General features: G+C 71.5%; 6 protein-coding genes. 2 read left to right on the top strand and 4 right to left on the bottom strand.

Annotated elements, in window-relative coordinates; all coding sequences use genetic code 11:
• The first annotated feature begins 121 nt into the window (after positions 1–121).
• Positions 122–2,542, top strand: a complete 2,421-nt coding sequence (locus U5O44_RS17900; protein ID WP_322589756.1) for an RICIN domain-containing protein — start codon at positions 122–124, stop codon at positions 2,540–2,542.
• 200 nt (positions 2,543–2,742) lie between these two features.
• Entirely contained in the window at positions 2,743–5,244 is a 2,502-nt protein-coding gene (locus U5O44_RS17895; protein ID WP_322589755.1) for a cytochrome c peroxidase, read from the top strand.
• An 18-nt stretch (positions 5,245–5,262) separates the two neighbouring features.
• On the opposite strand, the gene recD is transcribed toward U5O44_RS17895, so the two are convergent.
• The 4 genes from recD to U5O44_RS17875 are packed head-to-tail and all read right to left on the bottom strand — an operon-like array spanning position 5,263 to position 15,797.
• On the bottom strand, positions 5,263–7,446 hold the full coding sequence (gene recD / locus U5O44_RS17890; RefSeq protein WP_322589754.1) for an exodeoxyribonuclease V subunit alpha: 2,184 nt from the start codon (positions 7,444–7,446) through the stop codon (positions 5,263–5,265).
• Positions 7,446–11,381 (bottom strand): exodeoxyribonuclease V subunit beta, encoded by a 3,936-nt coding sequence (gene recB, locus U5O44_RS17885; RefSeq protein ID WP_322589753.1) that lies wholly within the window; start codon positions 11,379–11,381, stop codon positions 7,446–7,448. The genes recD and recB overlap by 1 nt, the downstream gene beginning before the upstream one ends.
• Positions 11,374–15,033, bottom strand: coding sequence for an exodeoxyribonuclease V subunit gamma (gene recC, locus U5O44_RS17880; protein ID WP_322589752.1), 3,660 nt, complete (start codon positions 15,031–15,033; stop codon positions 11,374–11,376). The genes recB and recC overlap by 8 nt, the downstream gene beginning before the upstream one ends.
• A 38-nt stretch (positions 15,034–15,071) precedes the next feature.
• Entirely contained in the window at positions 15,072–15,797 is a 726-nt protein-coding gene (locus U5O44_RS17875; RefSeq protein ID WP_322589751.1) for a helix-turn-helix transcriptional regulator, read from the bottom strand.
• Positions 15,798–16,043 lie beyond the last annotated feature (246 nt).

The raw sequence follows: 16,043 nt of genomic DNA, 5'->3' as shown, positions 1-16,043 counted from the left end.
TTACGTTTAGATACTTTGTCACCTGAGGAGACTCCCGTTGACCACTGGCCACCCCCCACATCCACACCGCCCACTCCCCCGCCCGGGGACATCCCATGCGAAGCCCTCTCGGCGACTGCGCGTGCTCCAGTTCAGCCTTGGCGCCACCGCCTTCGGCAGCATCCTGGCCATCGGCAGCATCGCCGAGGCGCAGGTCACGGCCGAGCCCATCGAGACGCCTCGGTCGCTCAAGACCGTGCCGCGGCCCGAACCGTCCAATCTCGGCACGTTCGTGCAGAACAAGACCGAGGCCATCGCACTGGGCAAGGCACTGTTCTGGGACATGCAGCTTGGCAGCGACGGCAAGACCGCCTGCGCCTCCTGCCACTTCCAGGCCGGCGCCGACAGCCGCAGCAAGAACCAGCTCTCGCCTGGCCTGAACCGCATGGCGTCGCTGACGTCGCCGAATCCGGACACCACCTTCCAGCTCGGCGGCGTGAACTACCAGTTCAAGCTGCACGACTTCCCGCTGCACCGGCTCAGTGACCCGAACAACCGCAACTCGTCCTTGGTGCGCTCGGTGAACGATGTCGCGGCCTCGCAAGGTGTGTTCCTGGAGCGCTTCTCCGGCATCAGCACGACACTGAAGCCCCTGCCGACGATGGCGCTTCCGCTCTTCGGCCTCGTCCTGCATGACCCGTATGCGAACTGGTACAGCAGCACGACCGAGCAGCGCACGCTGGTCCCCGATCCGCTCTACACCGCCTCGGGCGTCAACACCCGCCGTGTCGAGCCGCGCAACACCCCGACCGTCATCAACGCGGTCTTCAACTTCCGCAACTTCTGGGATGGCCGGGCCGAGCACGTCTTCAACGGCGTCAACCCCTTTGGCCTGCGCGATCCGAATGCCCGCGTCTACCGCAACGTGCAGGCCGGTCTCCAGTGGTCGATGCAGCCCACGCAGGTGCGCATGAACAACGCGAGCCTGGCCTCGCAAGCCTCCGGCCCGCCGCTCAGCCATTTCGAGATGAGCGCAGAAGGCCGCGACTTCGCGGACATCGGCCGCAAGATGCTCTATCTGCGCCCGCTGCAGCACCAGCAGGTCAATCTGACCGACAGCGTGCTGGGGTGGCGCCGCCACCTCAGTGGCAAGGGTCTGAGCGAACCCAACTACGCCTCGATGGTCCAGAAGGCCTTCAGGCCGGAATGGTGGAACGGCAGCAGCCTCGTGCAGGTCAACGCCGATGGCTCGAAGACGCTGGTGCCGATGAGCGCCTCGCCGGCCGCCAACCAGTACACCCACATGCAGCAGAACTTCAGCCTGTTCTTCGGGCTGGCGCTGCAGCTCTACCAGGCCACGCTCGTCTCGGACGATGCGCCCTTCGACCGCTGGGCGGCAGGCGCCACCACCGCCATGTCCACCTCGGCGCAGCAAGGCTTCGGGCTGTTCATGGGCAAGGGCCGCTGCGTCAACTGCCACGGCGGTGCGGAGTTCACCAACGCCAGCGTGCGCAAGGTGCTCGCCACGCCGATGGCCCGCATGGTCATGGGCAATGGCGCCACGGCGGTCTATGACGAGGGCTTCTACAACATCGGCGTGCGGCCTACGCTGGACGACCTCGGCGCTGGCGCCAAGGATCCGTTCGGCAACCCGCTGGCGATGTCGGCCCTGGCCCAGATCAGCAACACCCGCGTGAAGGAGCTGGTCGGCATCCACCCGAACCTGACCGTCTCGCCGACCGAGCGCATCGCGGTCAACGGCCAGTTCAAGACCCCGACGCTGCGCAATGTGGAGCTGACCGGGCCGTATTTCCACAACGGCGATTCGGCCACGCTGCACCAGGTGGTGGAGTTCTATAACCGCGGCGGCAATTTCCATGACCAGAACCTGCCGGACCTGGACGCCGACATCACCCCGCTCGGGTTGACCGAAACCGAGAAGACGGCGCTGGTCGACTTCATGCTCGCGTTGACCGACCACCGCGTGCGTCACGCCAAGGCGCCGTTCGACCACCCGCAGCTGTTCATCCCGAATGGCCACGACGTGGCCTCGAACGGCGTGGTGATCGAAGCCGGACGGGCCAAGGACTCGATGGTCGAGATTCCCGCCGTCGGCGCAGCCGGCCGTGCCACCCCGCTGCCGAACTTCCTGCACACCACCAACACCGGCTTCCAGCTGGTGGCCGCCCACTCGGGCAAGTGCGTGGACGTTTCCGGTCGTGGCACCAGCGATGGCACCCCGATCATCCAGTGGTCGTGCAACGGTCAGGCCAACCAGAAATGGGAGCAGGTGCCCGCCAACGGCGGCTTCCTGGTGCGCAGCGTCGACTCGGGCAAGTGCCTGGATGTCTCCGAAATCAGCTATGCCCAAGGTGCGCGGATGTGGCTGTGGAACTGCCACGGCGGCGACAACCAGGTCTTCAACTGGGTGGGCAATGAGCTGAAGGTCAAGCACAGCGGCCAGTGCCTGAACGTCAGCGGCGCGTCCCAGTCCGACGGGACCACGATGATCCAGTGGCCTTGCACTCCGCTGGCCGCCAACGACAACTTCAGCAAGCGCTGAACGTCCCCCAACGGATCCCGGATCCCGGATGCGGGATGCGGGATGCGGGATCCGCCTGCACAACGGCCACCCATTCGGTGGCCGTTGTGCCGTTCAAACACGGGAGGCGGTTCGGCGCAGTCTCTGGTCAACTTCCTTGGATACATTTTTAGCGCCAAATTACACTTGGTAACTATTAGTTTATTTTCAGGAGACCGCCTTTGACTCCCGCCACGCCCCCCAGACCGCCAGCCCGGCGAACCCGCCTGCTCCAGATCGGCCTTGGCGCCAGCGCCCTCGGCAGCATCCTCGCCTTCGGTGACATCGCGCAGGCACAGATCACCGTCGAGCCGCCCGCCACGCCCCAGTCGCTCAAGGGCGTGCCGCGGCCCGAGCCGTCCAATCTCGGCGAATTCGTGCTCAACAAGAGCGAGGCGATCGCGCTGGGCAAAGCGCTGTTCTGGGACATGCAGATCGGCAGCGACGGCAAGACCGCCTGCGCCTCGTGCCACTTCCAGGCCGGCGCCGACAGCCGCAGCAAGAACCAGCTCTCGCCCGGCCTGAACCGGATGGCGTCGCTGACTTCACCGAATCCGGACACCACCTTCCAGCTCGGTGGCGTGAACTACCAGTTCAAGCTCGACGATTTCCCCTTCCACAAGCTGGCGGATCCGAACAACCGCAACTCCTCGGTGCTGCGCTCGGTCAACGACGTGGCCTCGTCGCAGGGCGTGTTCAACGAGCAGTTCCTCGGCGTGATCGGCACGCTGCTGCCGGGCGCCTACATGCTGCCGTTCACCAATGGCACCTACACCCAGGACGCCTTCGCCACCTGGTACGGCTCCACCACCGAGCAGCGCCAGCTGCTGGCCGACCCGGTCTTCCGCGCCAGTGGTGCCAACACGCGCCGCGTCGAGCCGCGCAACTCGCCGACGGTCATCAATGCCGTCTTCAATTTCCGCAATTTCTGGGACGGTCGGGCTGAGTTCGTCTTCAACGGGGTCAACCCCTTCGGCCTGCGCGACCCGAATGCGCGGGTCTACAAGAACATCCTGAACGGCGCCACCTGGTCGATGCAGCCGACCCAGGTCCGCATCGACAACGCCAGCCTGGCCTCGCAGGCCTCCGGCCCGCCGCTCAGCGATTTCGAGATGAGCGCCCACGGCCGCGCCTTCCCCGATGTCGGCAAGAAGATGCTCTACCTGCGCCCGCTGCAGGGCCAGCAGGTCAGCTCCACCGACAGCGTGCTGGCCGGGCGCCGCCACAGCTCCGGCCTGGGCTTGAGCGAAGCCAACTACGCCGCGATGGTGAAGAAGGCCTTCCGCCCCGAATGGTGGAACAGCGACCAGCTGATCCAGGTGAACCCGGACGGCAGCAAGTCGCTGGTGACGATGACGTCCACGCCGACCGCTGCGCAGTACACCCAGATGCAGCAGAACTTCAGCCTGTTCTTCGGGCTGGCGCTGCAGCTCTACCAGGCCACGCTGGTCTCGGATGACGCGCCCTTCGACCGCTTCCTTGGCGGCAATTCCAATGCAATGTCCACCCGCGCGCAGCAGGGCATGGGCGTGTTCTTCGGCAAGGGCCAGTGTGCGAGCTGCCACGGAGGTGCGGAATTCACCAACGCCAGCGTCCGCAAGATGCTCGCCACCCCGATGGCGCGCATGCCGATGGGCAATGGCGCAGTGGCGGTCTACGACGAAGGCTTCTACAACATCGGCGTGCGGCCCACGCTGGACGACCTCGGTGCCGGCGGCAAGGATCCCTTCGGCAACCCGCTGGCGATCTCGGCCCTGGCGCAGATCAGCAACACCCGCGTGCGGGAGCTGGTCGGCATCAACCCCAACCTGACCGTCTCGCCCACCGAGCGCATCGCTGTCAATGGCCAGTTCAAGACCCCGACGCTGCGCAATGTCGAATTGACCGGGCCGTATTTCCACAACGGCGAATCGGCCACGCTGCACCAGGTGGTGGAGTTCTACAACCGTGGCGGCAACTTCCACGAACAGAACCTCGCCGACCTGGACGCCGACATCAAGACCCTGGGCCTGAGCACGGATGAAAAGACCGCGCTGGTCGAGTTCATGAAGGCGCTGACCGACGACCGCGTGCGCTTCCACGCCGCGCCGTTCGACCACCCGCAGCTCCTGGTGCCCAACGGCCACGCCGGCTCGACCAACGCCGTCACCAACGACGGCACCGGCCGGGCCGTGGACAGCATGCTGACCATCCCCGCGGTGGGCGCCTCGGGCTACAGCAAGTCGGCCACGCCGGCGAACTTCCTGAACACGCACCACTCCGGTCAGCCGGTCGTGCAGCTCAAGACCCCGGGCGGCAAATGCCTGGCGCCGAACACCTCGCTGCTGACGCTGCTGACGGCCGACCTGCAGGGCAAGGGCTGCACGACCGCGAGCAACCAGCGCTTCCAGATCCTTCCGGAAGCCGATGGCAGCATGCGTCTGGTGATGCAGCACAACGCCTCGCTGCTGCAGGGCTCGGCCCTCCAGCTGATCGGCCTGAAGATCACCAGCGGCAGGCACAACGGCCTGACGCTGCAGCACTGGCGTCTGGAAGACCTGGGCAACGGCTTCACGCTGCTGCGCAACCGCTCCAGCAACCTGTGCATCGAGCTGACGCCGGACCTGCTGCTGGGCAACAAGGCCACCCAGCAGAGCTGCTCCAGCGCGAAGACGAACCAGCTCTTCCGCGTGACGCCGGTCTGATCCACCGCGCCGCCGACGTCAGCGCAGCCCGGACGTCAACAGTCCGGGCAGGCCGCTGGCCCGCCGCGTTCGCCGCTGCAGCGCCTGGGCCCACACCGCGGGGTCCGGCGCCACCAGCGTGAACGCGGCTTTTGCGCGCGTGATGCCGGTGTAGACCAGCTCGCGCGTGAGCACCGGGTTCAGGTGCGGCGGCAGCACCAGCGCGACATGCTCGAACTCCGAGCCCTGCGACTTGTGCACCGTCATCGCAAACGCCGTCTCGGTGGCCGCCAGCCGGCTGGCCATCACCGAGCGCGGCGGCTGGCTCTCCCCTTCCAGCCGCCAGACCCGCAGGCTCGCGCCGCCGTCCACCCCCGGCAAGGCCACGCCCACGTCGCCGTTGTAGACCCCGAGCGCGGCGTCGTTGCGCGTGATCATCACCGGCCGGCCGGCGTACCACTCGCCGTGGCGCGCGACCACACCGCGCCCGCGCAGGTGGGCCTCGATGCGGGCATTCAGGCCCGTCACGCCCCAGTCGCCCTCGCGCAGCGCACACAGCAACCGCACCCGCTCGAACGCCCGCAGCACCCGCACGACCCAGGCCTCGTGGGCCGCCACGTCGCCCGCCGGGGGCTTCTGGGCGAGTTCGGACAGGTAGAGCCCATAGCCGACCGGCGCCCCCGGGCGCCCCCGCAGGGCCAGCTCCAGCACGGCGGGCAAGGCCTGCGCCTCGGTCAGCACCAGCCGCTGCACGGCCGGCTCGCGGTGCCGGAACACCGCCTCGGCCGCCCGCACGTCGCCCGCGTTCACCGCCTGGGCCAGCGCGCCGATGGCGCCCTGGAAACGCCGGCTTTCGCGCAGCATCACCGTCTGCTGCGCCAGCGCCGGCAGTGGCTGGTGCGCCTGGTGCTGCAGCGCGGGCGGCAGGGTACTGCCGGTGCAGGCGGCGATCCAGGCGACGCTGTCGGCGTCGTAGTGCCCATGCTCGGCCGGTCCGCACAGATCGCCGAGCACGGCGCCCGCTTCCACCGACGCGAGCTGGTCCTTGTCGCCCAGCAGCACCAGCCGCGCCCGCTCCGGCAGCGCCGCCAGCAGCGCGGCCATCATCTCCAGGTGGACCATCGACGCCTCGTCCACCACCAGCAGGTCGACGTCAAGCGGGTGGCGGGCATCGTGGCGCAGCGCGCGGGTGTCGGGCCGCGCGCCGAGCAGGCGGTGCAGCGTCAGCGCCTCCTTCAGCCGGTTGGCCAGCAGCGCCCAGTCCAGCACGCCGGGCAGAGCCGCGCCGAGCTGGCCGAGCGCCTGGTCAATCGACTGCTTGAGCCGCGCCGCCGCCTTGCCGGTGGGCGCGGCCAGCGCGATGCGCAGCGTGTCGGGCGCTGGGTGCAGCGCGAACAGCAGCGCCAGCAGGCGGGCGACGGTGTAGGTCTTGCCGGTGCCGGGGCCGCCGGTGATGAGGGCGATGCGGCCCCGCAGGGCCATGGCGCAGGCGATGCGCTGCCAGTCGGGGGCGGCGGGAGCCCCCGGATCGCCCGGCGCTGCCCCCGGCTCGGTCGGACCAAAGAGCCGGTCCAGCCAGTGGCGCACCGTGGCCGGCGCGGGCAGCGGCTCCGGCGGGTGTCCGGTCGCCCCGGCCGTGTCCGCGCTGGCGTGCCCGAGCGCTGCAGCCGCATGGGTGCGGGCCAGCACGGCCCGGGCCACGGACTGCTCGTCGCGCCAGTGGCGGCGCAGGTAGAGGCGGGTGCCGTCCGGGGCGGCGTCCAGCACGAACGGCGACGCCCCCTGCCCTGCGGCCGTGCCGTCGTCCACGGCCGCGCTGCTGCGCAGGTGGTGGTGCCAGTCGGCCAGGTCGGGCGACAGCCGCGCCAGAGCGCCCGCCAGCGCGGCGCGGGCGGCGGCCGGGCCGTCCAGCCAGGCGTCGTCGTCCGGACGGGCGATGGCCTCGGCGCGGCGCTGGTGCAGCAGCGCCTCCAGCGTGATGCAGGTATGGCCACGGCTTTCGCGCTGCGCCAGCAAGGCCGCGCAGAGCAGCAGCTCCGGCGCCGCCGGTGTCGGCTCGGCGTCCAGCTCGTCCTTCAGCCAGCGCGCCAGCGCCACATCCAGCCGGCGCAGCCAGCCCGCGTCGCACCAGCGGTCGAGTTCGGCCAGCAGCGCGGTCGGGGTCAGCGGGCCGAGGGGCGCCGGATCGTCCGGGATCGGGTCGGGCGGGAGGAGCGGCGGCATCAGGCGTTCACCATCGAATCATCCAGACCACCGGCGGAGCGGGCCGGGTCGGTTAGGGCAGCGGGCGCCTCGTCCAGGCAGCGGTCCAGCGCCTCCAGCAGCGCCAGCGGCGCCGGCACCACGACACACCCCGCCTGCGGCCCGCGCACCCCGCGCAGGAACAGGTAGACCGCACCGCCCAGGTGCTGCCCCGGGTCGTAGTGCTCGCCCAGGCGCTGGCGCAGCAGCCGGTGCAGGGCGAGCAGGTAGAGCGCTGCCTGCAGGTCATAGCGGTGGATGAGCATGGCCGCGTCCAGCGCAGCGGCGTGGTAGTCGGCATCGCCGTCGCCGAGGTGGTTGGACTTGTAGTCCAGCACCCACCAGCGCCCGCCCTGCTCGAACACGAGATCGGCAAAGCCCATCAGCAGGCCCTGCAGCGTGCGGGGCACCAGCGCCGGCCGGGGCTGGCCGGGCAGCAGGTGGGTGCGGCAGACGCGGTCAAGCGCGGGGCTGTGCAGCGCGACACTCGGCATCCAGAACTCCATCTCCGGCAGCACCGCCCCGGTCTGCGCCAGCGGCACGCCGCCCAGCGCCGGCAGCGGCGTGTGCAGCACCGCCGCCATCCAGGCCAGCACCTCGTCGGCCCGGTCGCCATGGCCGTGGCGTTCGCAGCGGCGGCGCACGAAGGTCTGCACCAGCGGCGTCTCCCAGCGGTCGAAGCCTTCCTCGGCCAGCCACTGCAGCAGCTCGTGCAGGAAGTTGCCAGCCAGCGCGCCCTTGGGGAAGCGGTGCCAGGCGGCATCGGCCTGCGCCTGCGGCTGGGGCAATGACGACCGGGACGCGGCCTCGGCGGTCGGGTCGCTGGTCGGGTCGCTGCTGGCGCCCTGCCCGGCCAGCCATTCCTCGCGGAGCTGCTCGTCCCGCGCCGGGTCCGTGGCCCAGGACGAGGCGGGCACGAAGCGGCGGTCCTCCTCCTCGACGCGGACACTGTCCGGGGTGTTCGGGGCCGGCGAATTCGCGAGATCCCCGGCATCCCGCAGATCGCGCACCAGGCCGGAGAAGCTGCCCACGCTCCAGCGCCGGTCGAACTGGGCGGTGTAGTGCGGGGCGTCGGCCAGCGCCACCGGCGCCTCGGCGCGCTGCAGGCGGGTGTAGCCGGCGCGTGCGGGCAGGGTCTCCACCGAGACGCTGCCGGCAGGTACGGCCGTCTCGCCGTCGTCGGCCGCCGCGCTGGCCCAGTCCTGCAGCCGCTGCAGCGCCAGCGCCGCCGACAGCGCACCCTGTCCGCCGCCGAGCAGATAGCCCAGCGCGCTGCGGTCCAGCTTGTTGCCGCCTGAGCGCCCCGCCTTGAGCAGGCCCACCCCCAGCCACAGCGCATGGCGCGCCCGCGTCAGTGCGACATACAGCAGGCGCAGATCCTCGCGCAGCCGCTCGCGCTCGGCCGAGGCCATGGCGTCGTCGCCGAGCGTGAAGTCGAGGGCGCGGGTGCCGTCCTGGTCGACCCAGGTGATGAAGCGGCGGCCGCGCCGGTCCACCTCGCGGCAGGAGGCGGCAAAGGGCAGCAACACCACCGGGTACTCCAGCCCCTTGGACTTGTGCACCGTCACCACCTGCACCAGCTCGGCGTCGCTTTCGAGCCGCACCACCCGCTCCTCGCCCGTCCCGCCCACGCCGAGGATCTGCTCGGCCAGCCAGCGGATCTGGGCCTGCTCGCCGTCGAGCTGGGCGGCGGCGGCCTGCAGCAGCTCGCCCAGGTGCAGCAGGTTGGTGAGCCGGCGCTCGCCGCCGTCGGCGTCCTCGGTGTCGCCGAGCCAGCGCGCCGGCAGGTCCAGGGCGTGCAGCGTCTGGCGCACCAGCGTCAGCACCCCCTGGCGCTGCCAGACCCCGCGCAGGCGCTGCAGCTGCGCCAGCCGCGCGTCCCAGGCCAGCTCATCGGTCACCAGCTGCGCCAGGGCGTGCATCGGCAGCACGACCATGGCCGTGGCGTAGGCGGCCCGGGCGAGTGGCGCGTTCAGCGGCTCGGCCACCGCCTGCAGCCAGCGCAGCAGGTCACGGGCCTCGTCCGACTGGAACACCGAGTCCTGGTCCGACAGGTACACCGACGCCACGCCGCGCCGCAGCAGCGCCCGCCGCATGGCGTCCGCCTCGCGCCGGCTGCGCACCAGCACCGCCACATGCCCCGGCGCCAGCCGCTGCCAGCCGCCCGCCGCGTCCCGGAAGCCCACGGTCGCATCGTTCAGCCAGTCGACGAGCTGCTCGGCCGCGTGCTGGGCCAGCGCATCGGTGAGCGACGTCTGGGGCAGCACGGTGTCGAGCAGCCGCACCGTCAGCGCGGGCAGCGCCCGCTCGCCGCGCACGAACACCTCGCTGCGGCCCTGGGCCGCCACCGGCTCGAAGGGCAGCGCCAGCGGCCCGCCCCGGTCAAAGGCAAAGGCGCCGCCCGACCAGCGCCGCTCGGCCTGCGAGAAGATGGTGTTGACCGCCTCGACCAGCGCCCGGGTCGAGCGGTAGTTGGTGCCCAGCACATGGTGGCGGCCCTCGGTGGCCTGGCGCACCTGCAGGTAGCTGTAGATGTCGGCGCCCCGGAAGCCGTAGATCGACTGCTTGGGATCGCCGATCAGCAGCAGCGCGGTGTGCGGGTCGTGCGCGGCCACCCGGTAGAGGCGGTCGAAGAGGCGGTACTGCAGCGGCGAGGTGTCCTGGAACTCGTCGATCAGCGCCACCGGGTACTGCGCCAGGATGCGCTGGCGCAGCCGCTCGCCGGCCTCGCCCGCCTCGGGCGAGAGCGCATGGTCGAGCCGCGCCTGCAGGTCCGCGAAGCCGAAGCGGGCGCTGCGGCGCTTGAGCTGGTCGAGCCGGTGGGCGACGCGGTAGGTGACATGGAGCAGCAGGCGCGGGGCGAGCGGCTCCAGCGTGTCGAGTGCCTGCTGCAGGGCCTCGAACTCGGCGAACTCGGGCGGCAGCGGCGGCAGCCGGGCGCCCTTCTTGCACGCCTTGGTGATGCCGTCCGGCGTCAGGCGGGTGCGGCCGGTCTCGGGGGAGAGCTGCAGCAGCGTGGCCGCCGGATCGTCGGCCCAGGCGACGATCTGCCCGATCCAGGCCTCCAGCGAGCTGGCGCGCAGCAGATTGCCGTTGAAGGGATTCGCCCCGCCCTGCTGCACGGCGTGGATCCAGCCGGCGAGTCGGCGCGCCTTGTCCGCCCAGCCCGTCTTGAGGCGTGCCAGCGTCGCCCGGCGTTCGTCGACCAGCGCCGGCAGCCAGTCGCGCAGCCGGGCCTGGGGCTGCGGGTCGGGGCCGAGCAGCTCGGTCTGGTGCAGCAGGGCCTGCACCTGCTGCTGCATCACCGCCACCGACGGCCACACCGCCAGCAGCGCCTCCAGCGGCGCACTGTCCAGCGGGTAGACCTCGCGGCGCCAGACATCGTGCATCGCCTGCGCCAGCAGCTCGGCCTCGTCGGCGACCAGCTCCTCATTGAACAGGTTGCCGCTGTCGAAGGCGTGTTCGCGCAGCATGCGCTGGCACCAGGCGTCGATGGTGTGGACCGCCGCCTCGTCCATCGCCTCGGCCGCCAGCGCCAGCCGGTAGGCGGCCTGCGAGCGCGCCGGGGCCGCCGGGTCGTCGCCGTGGGCGGCGATCAGGTCGTGCAGGAAGGTGTCGTGCAAGGCGGGTGCGGCCGTGCCACGGAAACACTGCGCCGCCTCGATCAGGCGGGCGCGGATGCGGTCCGACAGCTCGCGGGTGGCCGCGCGGGTGAAGGTCATCACCAGGATCTGCGACGGCCCGAGCGGCTGCGCCTGGCGCCCGCCGTGGTCGCCATGGCCGAGCACGAGGCGCAGGTACAGCGCCGCGATGGTCCAGGTCTTGCCCGTGCCGGCGCTGGCCTCGATCAGGCGGCTGCCGGACAGCGGCAGGGTGAACGGGTCCAGCAGGGACATCGGGCGGGCGGCGTCAGTCATCGTGGGGTTCCTCGTCGTCCTGCTCGGCACCGGGCTCGGCATCGGGCAGCGGCTGCACGGCGACGCAGTCGGGATCGGCCACCCAGGCGCGCAGCGGCTCGTACAGCCGCTCGGCCCAGGTGTCGAAGCCCGTCCCCTCGCGCAGCCGGTCCCAGTCCGGAAAGCTCCGTGCCAGGGCGGCGTCCTGCCCCTCGCCGCTGCGCTGGTGGCCGCCTTCGTAGCAGCTGCGGGCGGCGTCTTCCGCCTTGTCGGGCTGGTCGGGGTGCTGCAGCCAGGCCAGCGCCGTGCGACAGGCCACCGGCAGCGGCTGCAGCATGCCCTGCTGCCAGACATCGAGCAGGTCGTCCAGCACCCCCTGCGCCACCGGCCGGCGCGGCGGCGTGAGCACCAGCACGGCATCCCGCGCCACGATGCGCCCCTCTAGCGCCACCCCGCAGGCGCCCGCCACCAGCATCCGCAGCCACGGCCGCACCAGCTTGTACGCCAGCGGCTGCAGCGCGCCGGTCTTCTGGTCGAGCCGGCACAGCCGCCGCGCGTCCAGCGTCAGCCAGACCGGGCGGTCGTGGCCGGGCGCTTGGCGCAGGTCGTCCAGCCAGTCGTCGAGCGTGAGGCCTTCAAGCTCGGCGCGGACCTGCCGGGGCTGGGCGGGCGCGGCACATTCGCGGCGCCAGGCATTCCACTGCAGCGCCATCGGCGCACTCTGCTGCACGAACTGCGTGCGCCAGCGCTGGCCCAGCCCGCCCACCGGCAGGTCACCCCGGCGCACCAGCCGCTCGGTGCGCGCCAGCAGATCGGCGCGGCAGTCGGCCAGCGCGGTCAGTGTCTCGGCGCCGGGCGACTCCAGCAGCTCGCGCAGCAGCAGGGTCTCGTCCAGCGCGTTCAGGTCGAACGGCTCGTCGTCCGCCACCGCCAGCTCCAGCGGCTGGAAGACGACGCCCAGGCGCTCGCGGAAGTGGTCCTTCACGGGATTGAGCAGGAAGTTCTCCAGCCGGCGCAGCGTCAGTGGCAGCATGGCCTTGCGCTCGGCCTCCCCGAGCTGGCGCGGGGCGGCGGGCGGCAACGCCGCCGTCTCGGTCGGCGCCTCGACATGCGCCTGGCGCCACTCGCGGGCGTAGGTGAACAGCGCGGATCGCCCCTCGGCGCCCTCCGCGCCCTTCGCCTGTTCGGCACGTTCGGCCTGCTCGAAGTAGCGCCGGCTGAACGGCTGCAGCGGGTGCTCGGTCGTCAGCCGTGCCACCACCGCCTCGCCCCAGCCCGCTGCGAGGTGGTCGCGCAGCTGCGAGACCAGCACCGACGGCGGCTGCGGCGTGTTGTCGCGCACGCTGCGGCCGGCCCAGCTGATCGACAGCACCCGCCGCGCCGCCAGCAGCGCCTCCAGCATCAGCATCCGGTCGTCGTCGCGGCGGGCGCGGTCGCCGGGGCGGTGCTGGCCGGGCTGCGCCATCAGGTCGAAGTCGCTGCGCGGCGCGCGGCGCGGGTAGTCGCCGTCGTTCATGCCCAGCAGGCAGACCACCTCGAACGGGATCGCCCGCATCGGCATCAGCGTGCAGAACACCACCCCGCCGCCGAGGAATCGGCTGTTCAGGCTCGGCTCATCGACCCCCGCGAGCCAGCCCTCGCGCAGCACGGGCAGCGTCACCGGCGCGTCGAATCCGGCCTCCTCGCAGTCGTCGAGCCAGCGGCCCAGCGCCTCGTGCAGCGAGGCGAGCATGAGGCGGTCGTCCTCGTCGGCCGGGTCCAGAAAGGTCTGCAGCAGCGCCTGGGCGTGCTGGAACCACTGCGCCGGCGAGGCCGGCGTGCAGGCCACGGCCCACCAGCGCCGCAGCGCGTCGATCAGCCCGGCCAGCGCGCCGGCGATCTCCGACTCCAGGCCACCGATCTCGTCGTAGGGCTCGATCGCGTGCCAGGGCGGCGCCGCGCCGCCGCTGTCCGAGCGCCCGCAGGCATAACCCAGCAACATGCGCCGCAGGCCGAACAGCCCCGTGTTCTGCTCGCCGCAGGCGCCCAGCCCGAGGCCCTGGCGCTGGGTGGCGTCCAGCCCCCAGCGCACGCCGGCGCCGGCCAGCCAGCGGGCGGCCGTCGCGCGGTCCTGGTCCTGCAAGCCGAAGCGCCGGGCCAGCGCCGGCACTTCCAGCAGGTCGCGCAGCTCGCTGGCCGTGCAGCGCTGCGCGGTCACACGCAGCAGCCACTCCACCGCCATCAGCAGCGGCTGGCGCCCGCGCTGGCGCAGGTCGGCGATCTCGTAGGGGATGTGGCGGGGATCGTGCTGGCCGTGCTGGCCGAAGACGGCGTGGATGATCGGCGCATACGGCTCGATGTCCGGCAGCATGACGACGATGTCCCGGGGCGCCAGCGGCGTGGCACCGGGGTGCGCCAGCAGGTGCAGGAGCTGGTCGTGCAGCACCTCGACCTCGCGCATCGCGCTGTGGGCCATGTGGAAGACGATCGAGCGGTCGCGGTCGCCTTCGGGCCGCGGCGGGCCGCCCCGCACCCGCTCGACGAGTTCGTCCAGGGGCAGGCCGTCGCGGACCGCGCTCTGCACCTGGGCCAGCAGCGTGTCGCCGTCGCCCTCATCGAAGAGGTCGATGCGCGGGATCTGGAACTGCTGGCGTGCGGTCTCGGCGTCGTCGAACGCATCAAGCAGGCGCAGGAAATCGCGGCCCTGCCGGCCCCAGGCCGCCAGCAGCGGATGGGCCTGGCCATGCGCCTGGTCGAGCGGGAGGGCGCCCAGGTCGACCCCACGGCGGTGGCCGTGGCGCTGGCGCGGTGCGCGCAGCAGCTCGCGGCCGTCGATGATGTCGGCCCAGTGGAACTGGCAGGGATTGGGCACCGCCAGCAGCACCTGCGCCCGCTGCGACAGCGCGGCCAGCGCCTGCAGCGTCTGCCACGGCAGGTGGCTGTGGCCGAACAGCACGACGCGGCGCGGCAGCGGCTGGCGCGGTGCGTCGCCCGCCTCCACCGCCGCGACAAACCGCCGGTGCACGTCGCTGCGCACCGCGCGGCGCCCGGCCGGGTCCAGCCGGTCGACCAGGCGGCACCAGAGCCGGGCCTGCCAGCGCTGGTCGTCGGGCAGCGGCTCGGCCACCCCGTTGGCGCGGATGAGCACCTCGCGGCCACGGGCCCAGGCGTCGAGCCAGTCGGCGCGGTAGAGCTGGTACTGGTCGTAGAGGTCGGACAGCCGCTCGGCGAGCTGCAGCCGGCGGCCGAGGTCGTGCGTGCCATCGGCGGCCGGCGAAGCCGCCAGGAACTGCGCCAGCGGCTCGAAGCCCGCGTCGCCGATCCACTCCGGCAGCGCCTGCATCAGCCGCCAGGTCATCGGCGCCTTGTCGAGCGGCGAGCGGGCCGGCGCCCCATCGCGGCCGAGCATCGCCCGGTACAGGCGCCAGAGAAAACGCGCCGGCAGCTCCACGCGGGTCGCCGCGCACACGCCGCTGCGCCGGGCCAGCGACATCTTCATCCACTCGGCGATGCCGTTGCTCTGCACCAGCAGCACGTCCTGCTCCAGCGGATCGAGCGGATGGCGCTCCAGCCAGGCGAAGACCGCCTCCTGCAGCAGCTCCAGCCGGTTGCCGTGCAGCACCAGCAAGCCAGGCGTGATCGGGCTGCGGTGGGAGGCGCCGGGCGCCGGGTGGCTTCTTTCAATCTCGGGCATGGGCGGCAGTATCGCCCACCCTCCCTGAGCCGGCCGGCTCAGCTGCGGTGCAGGACGCTGTCGAGTTCGGCCTCGATGGCGCGCATCGAGACTTCCTTGGCGCGCAGGTCCAGCCGCTCCACGCTGCGCACGCTGGGCAGCGGGATGCGGCACAGCCCCTCGTGGTCATGGTCCCAGCTGTCGAGGAACCAGACGCCCTCTTCATGCACCAGCCGCATCGGCGAGACGACCCGGTCCCGCTCGCGTCCGCCGTCGTCGCCATCGACCGTGAGCCGCAGCCGGCGGCGCTCCAGCACGGCGCTGGCCAGCCGCTCGAAATGCCGACCGCGCACCGGCCGGTGCACCGGCGGCACCACGCGCACACGGCGGGTGAGTTCGCGGGCCTCGGTCTCGCTGGTGCCGAGCATGCCGTTGAGCTTGTCGAGCAGCGGCTGCAGATGGCGGCCCATGCTGCCGTTGACGCCCAGCCCATCCAGCAGCTGGTGCATGCTCAGCAGCGCGTGGATCTCGCGCTCGTTGAACCACACACCCGGCGCCTCGGTGGCGAGGTTGCGCCGGCCATTGCGCCCCACGGCCTCGAAGCGGTAGCCGTTGCGGTCGCGGTCATAGACGATGGCCGCGTCCATGCGCGTGCGCAGGTGGTCCAGATCGCGCTTGAGCGTGGCGCGCGAGACAGCCAGCTCAGTCATCAGATCGGCGAAGCTCACACAGCCGCGGCTGCGGATGAGCATCTCGATCTTGCAGAAACGTTCCGTGCGTTCCATGGTTTGTATTCCCCTAGTCGACGCGGTGCAGCACCCGCCAGAAAACGCCAGATTCATGCGCCATACCAAAGGATGGCTCACGAATCGAGCCTCATGGTAGCGGGGTGTCCACGTGTAACCAACGTTACCGACCCCGTGTTCGGGGGACCAATCGACATCCCCGGGCCGTCCTTGCGCACTACGCACTCCCGGTGAGCAGGGGATCGGAGCGGTCCCCCCTGAAACCGGGCACCGGAGGATTCAGAT

This window comes from Sphaerotilus sp., from assembly GCF_034519685.1.
GTDB lineage: Bacteria > Pseudomonadota > Gammaproteobacteria > Burkholderiales > Burkholderiaceae_C > Sphaerotilus.
Note: the sequence above shows the minus strand (reverse complement) of the source record. Positions and strands in the feature narration are given on the sequence as shown.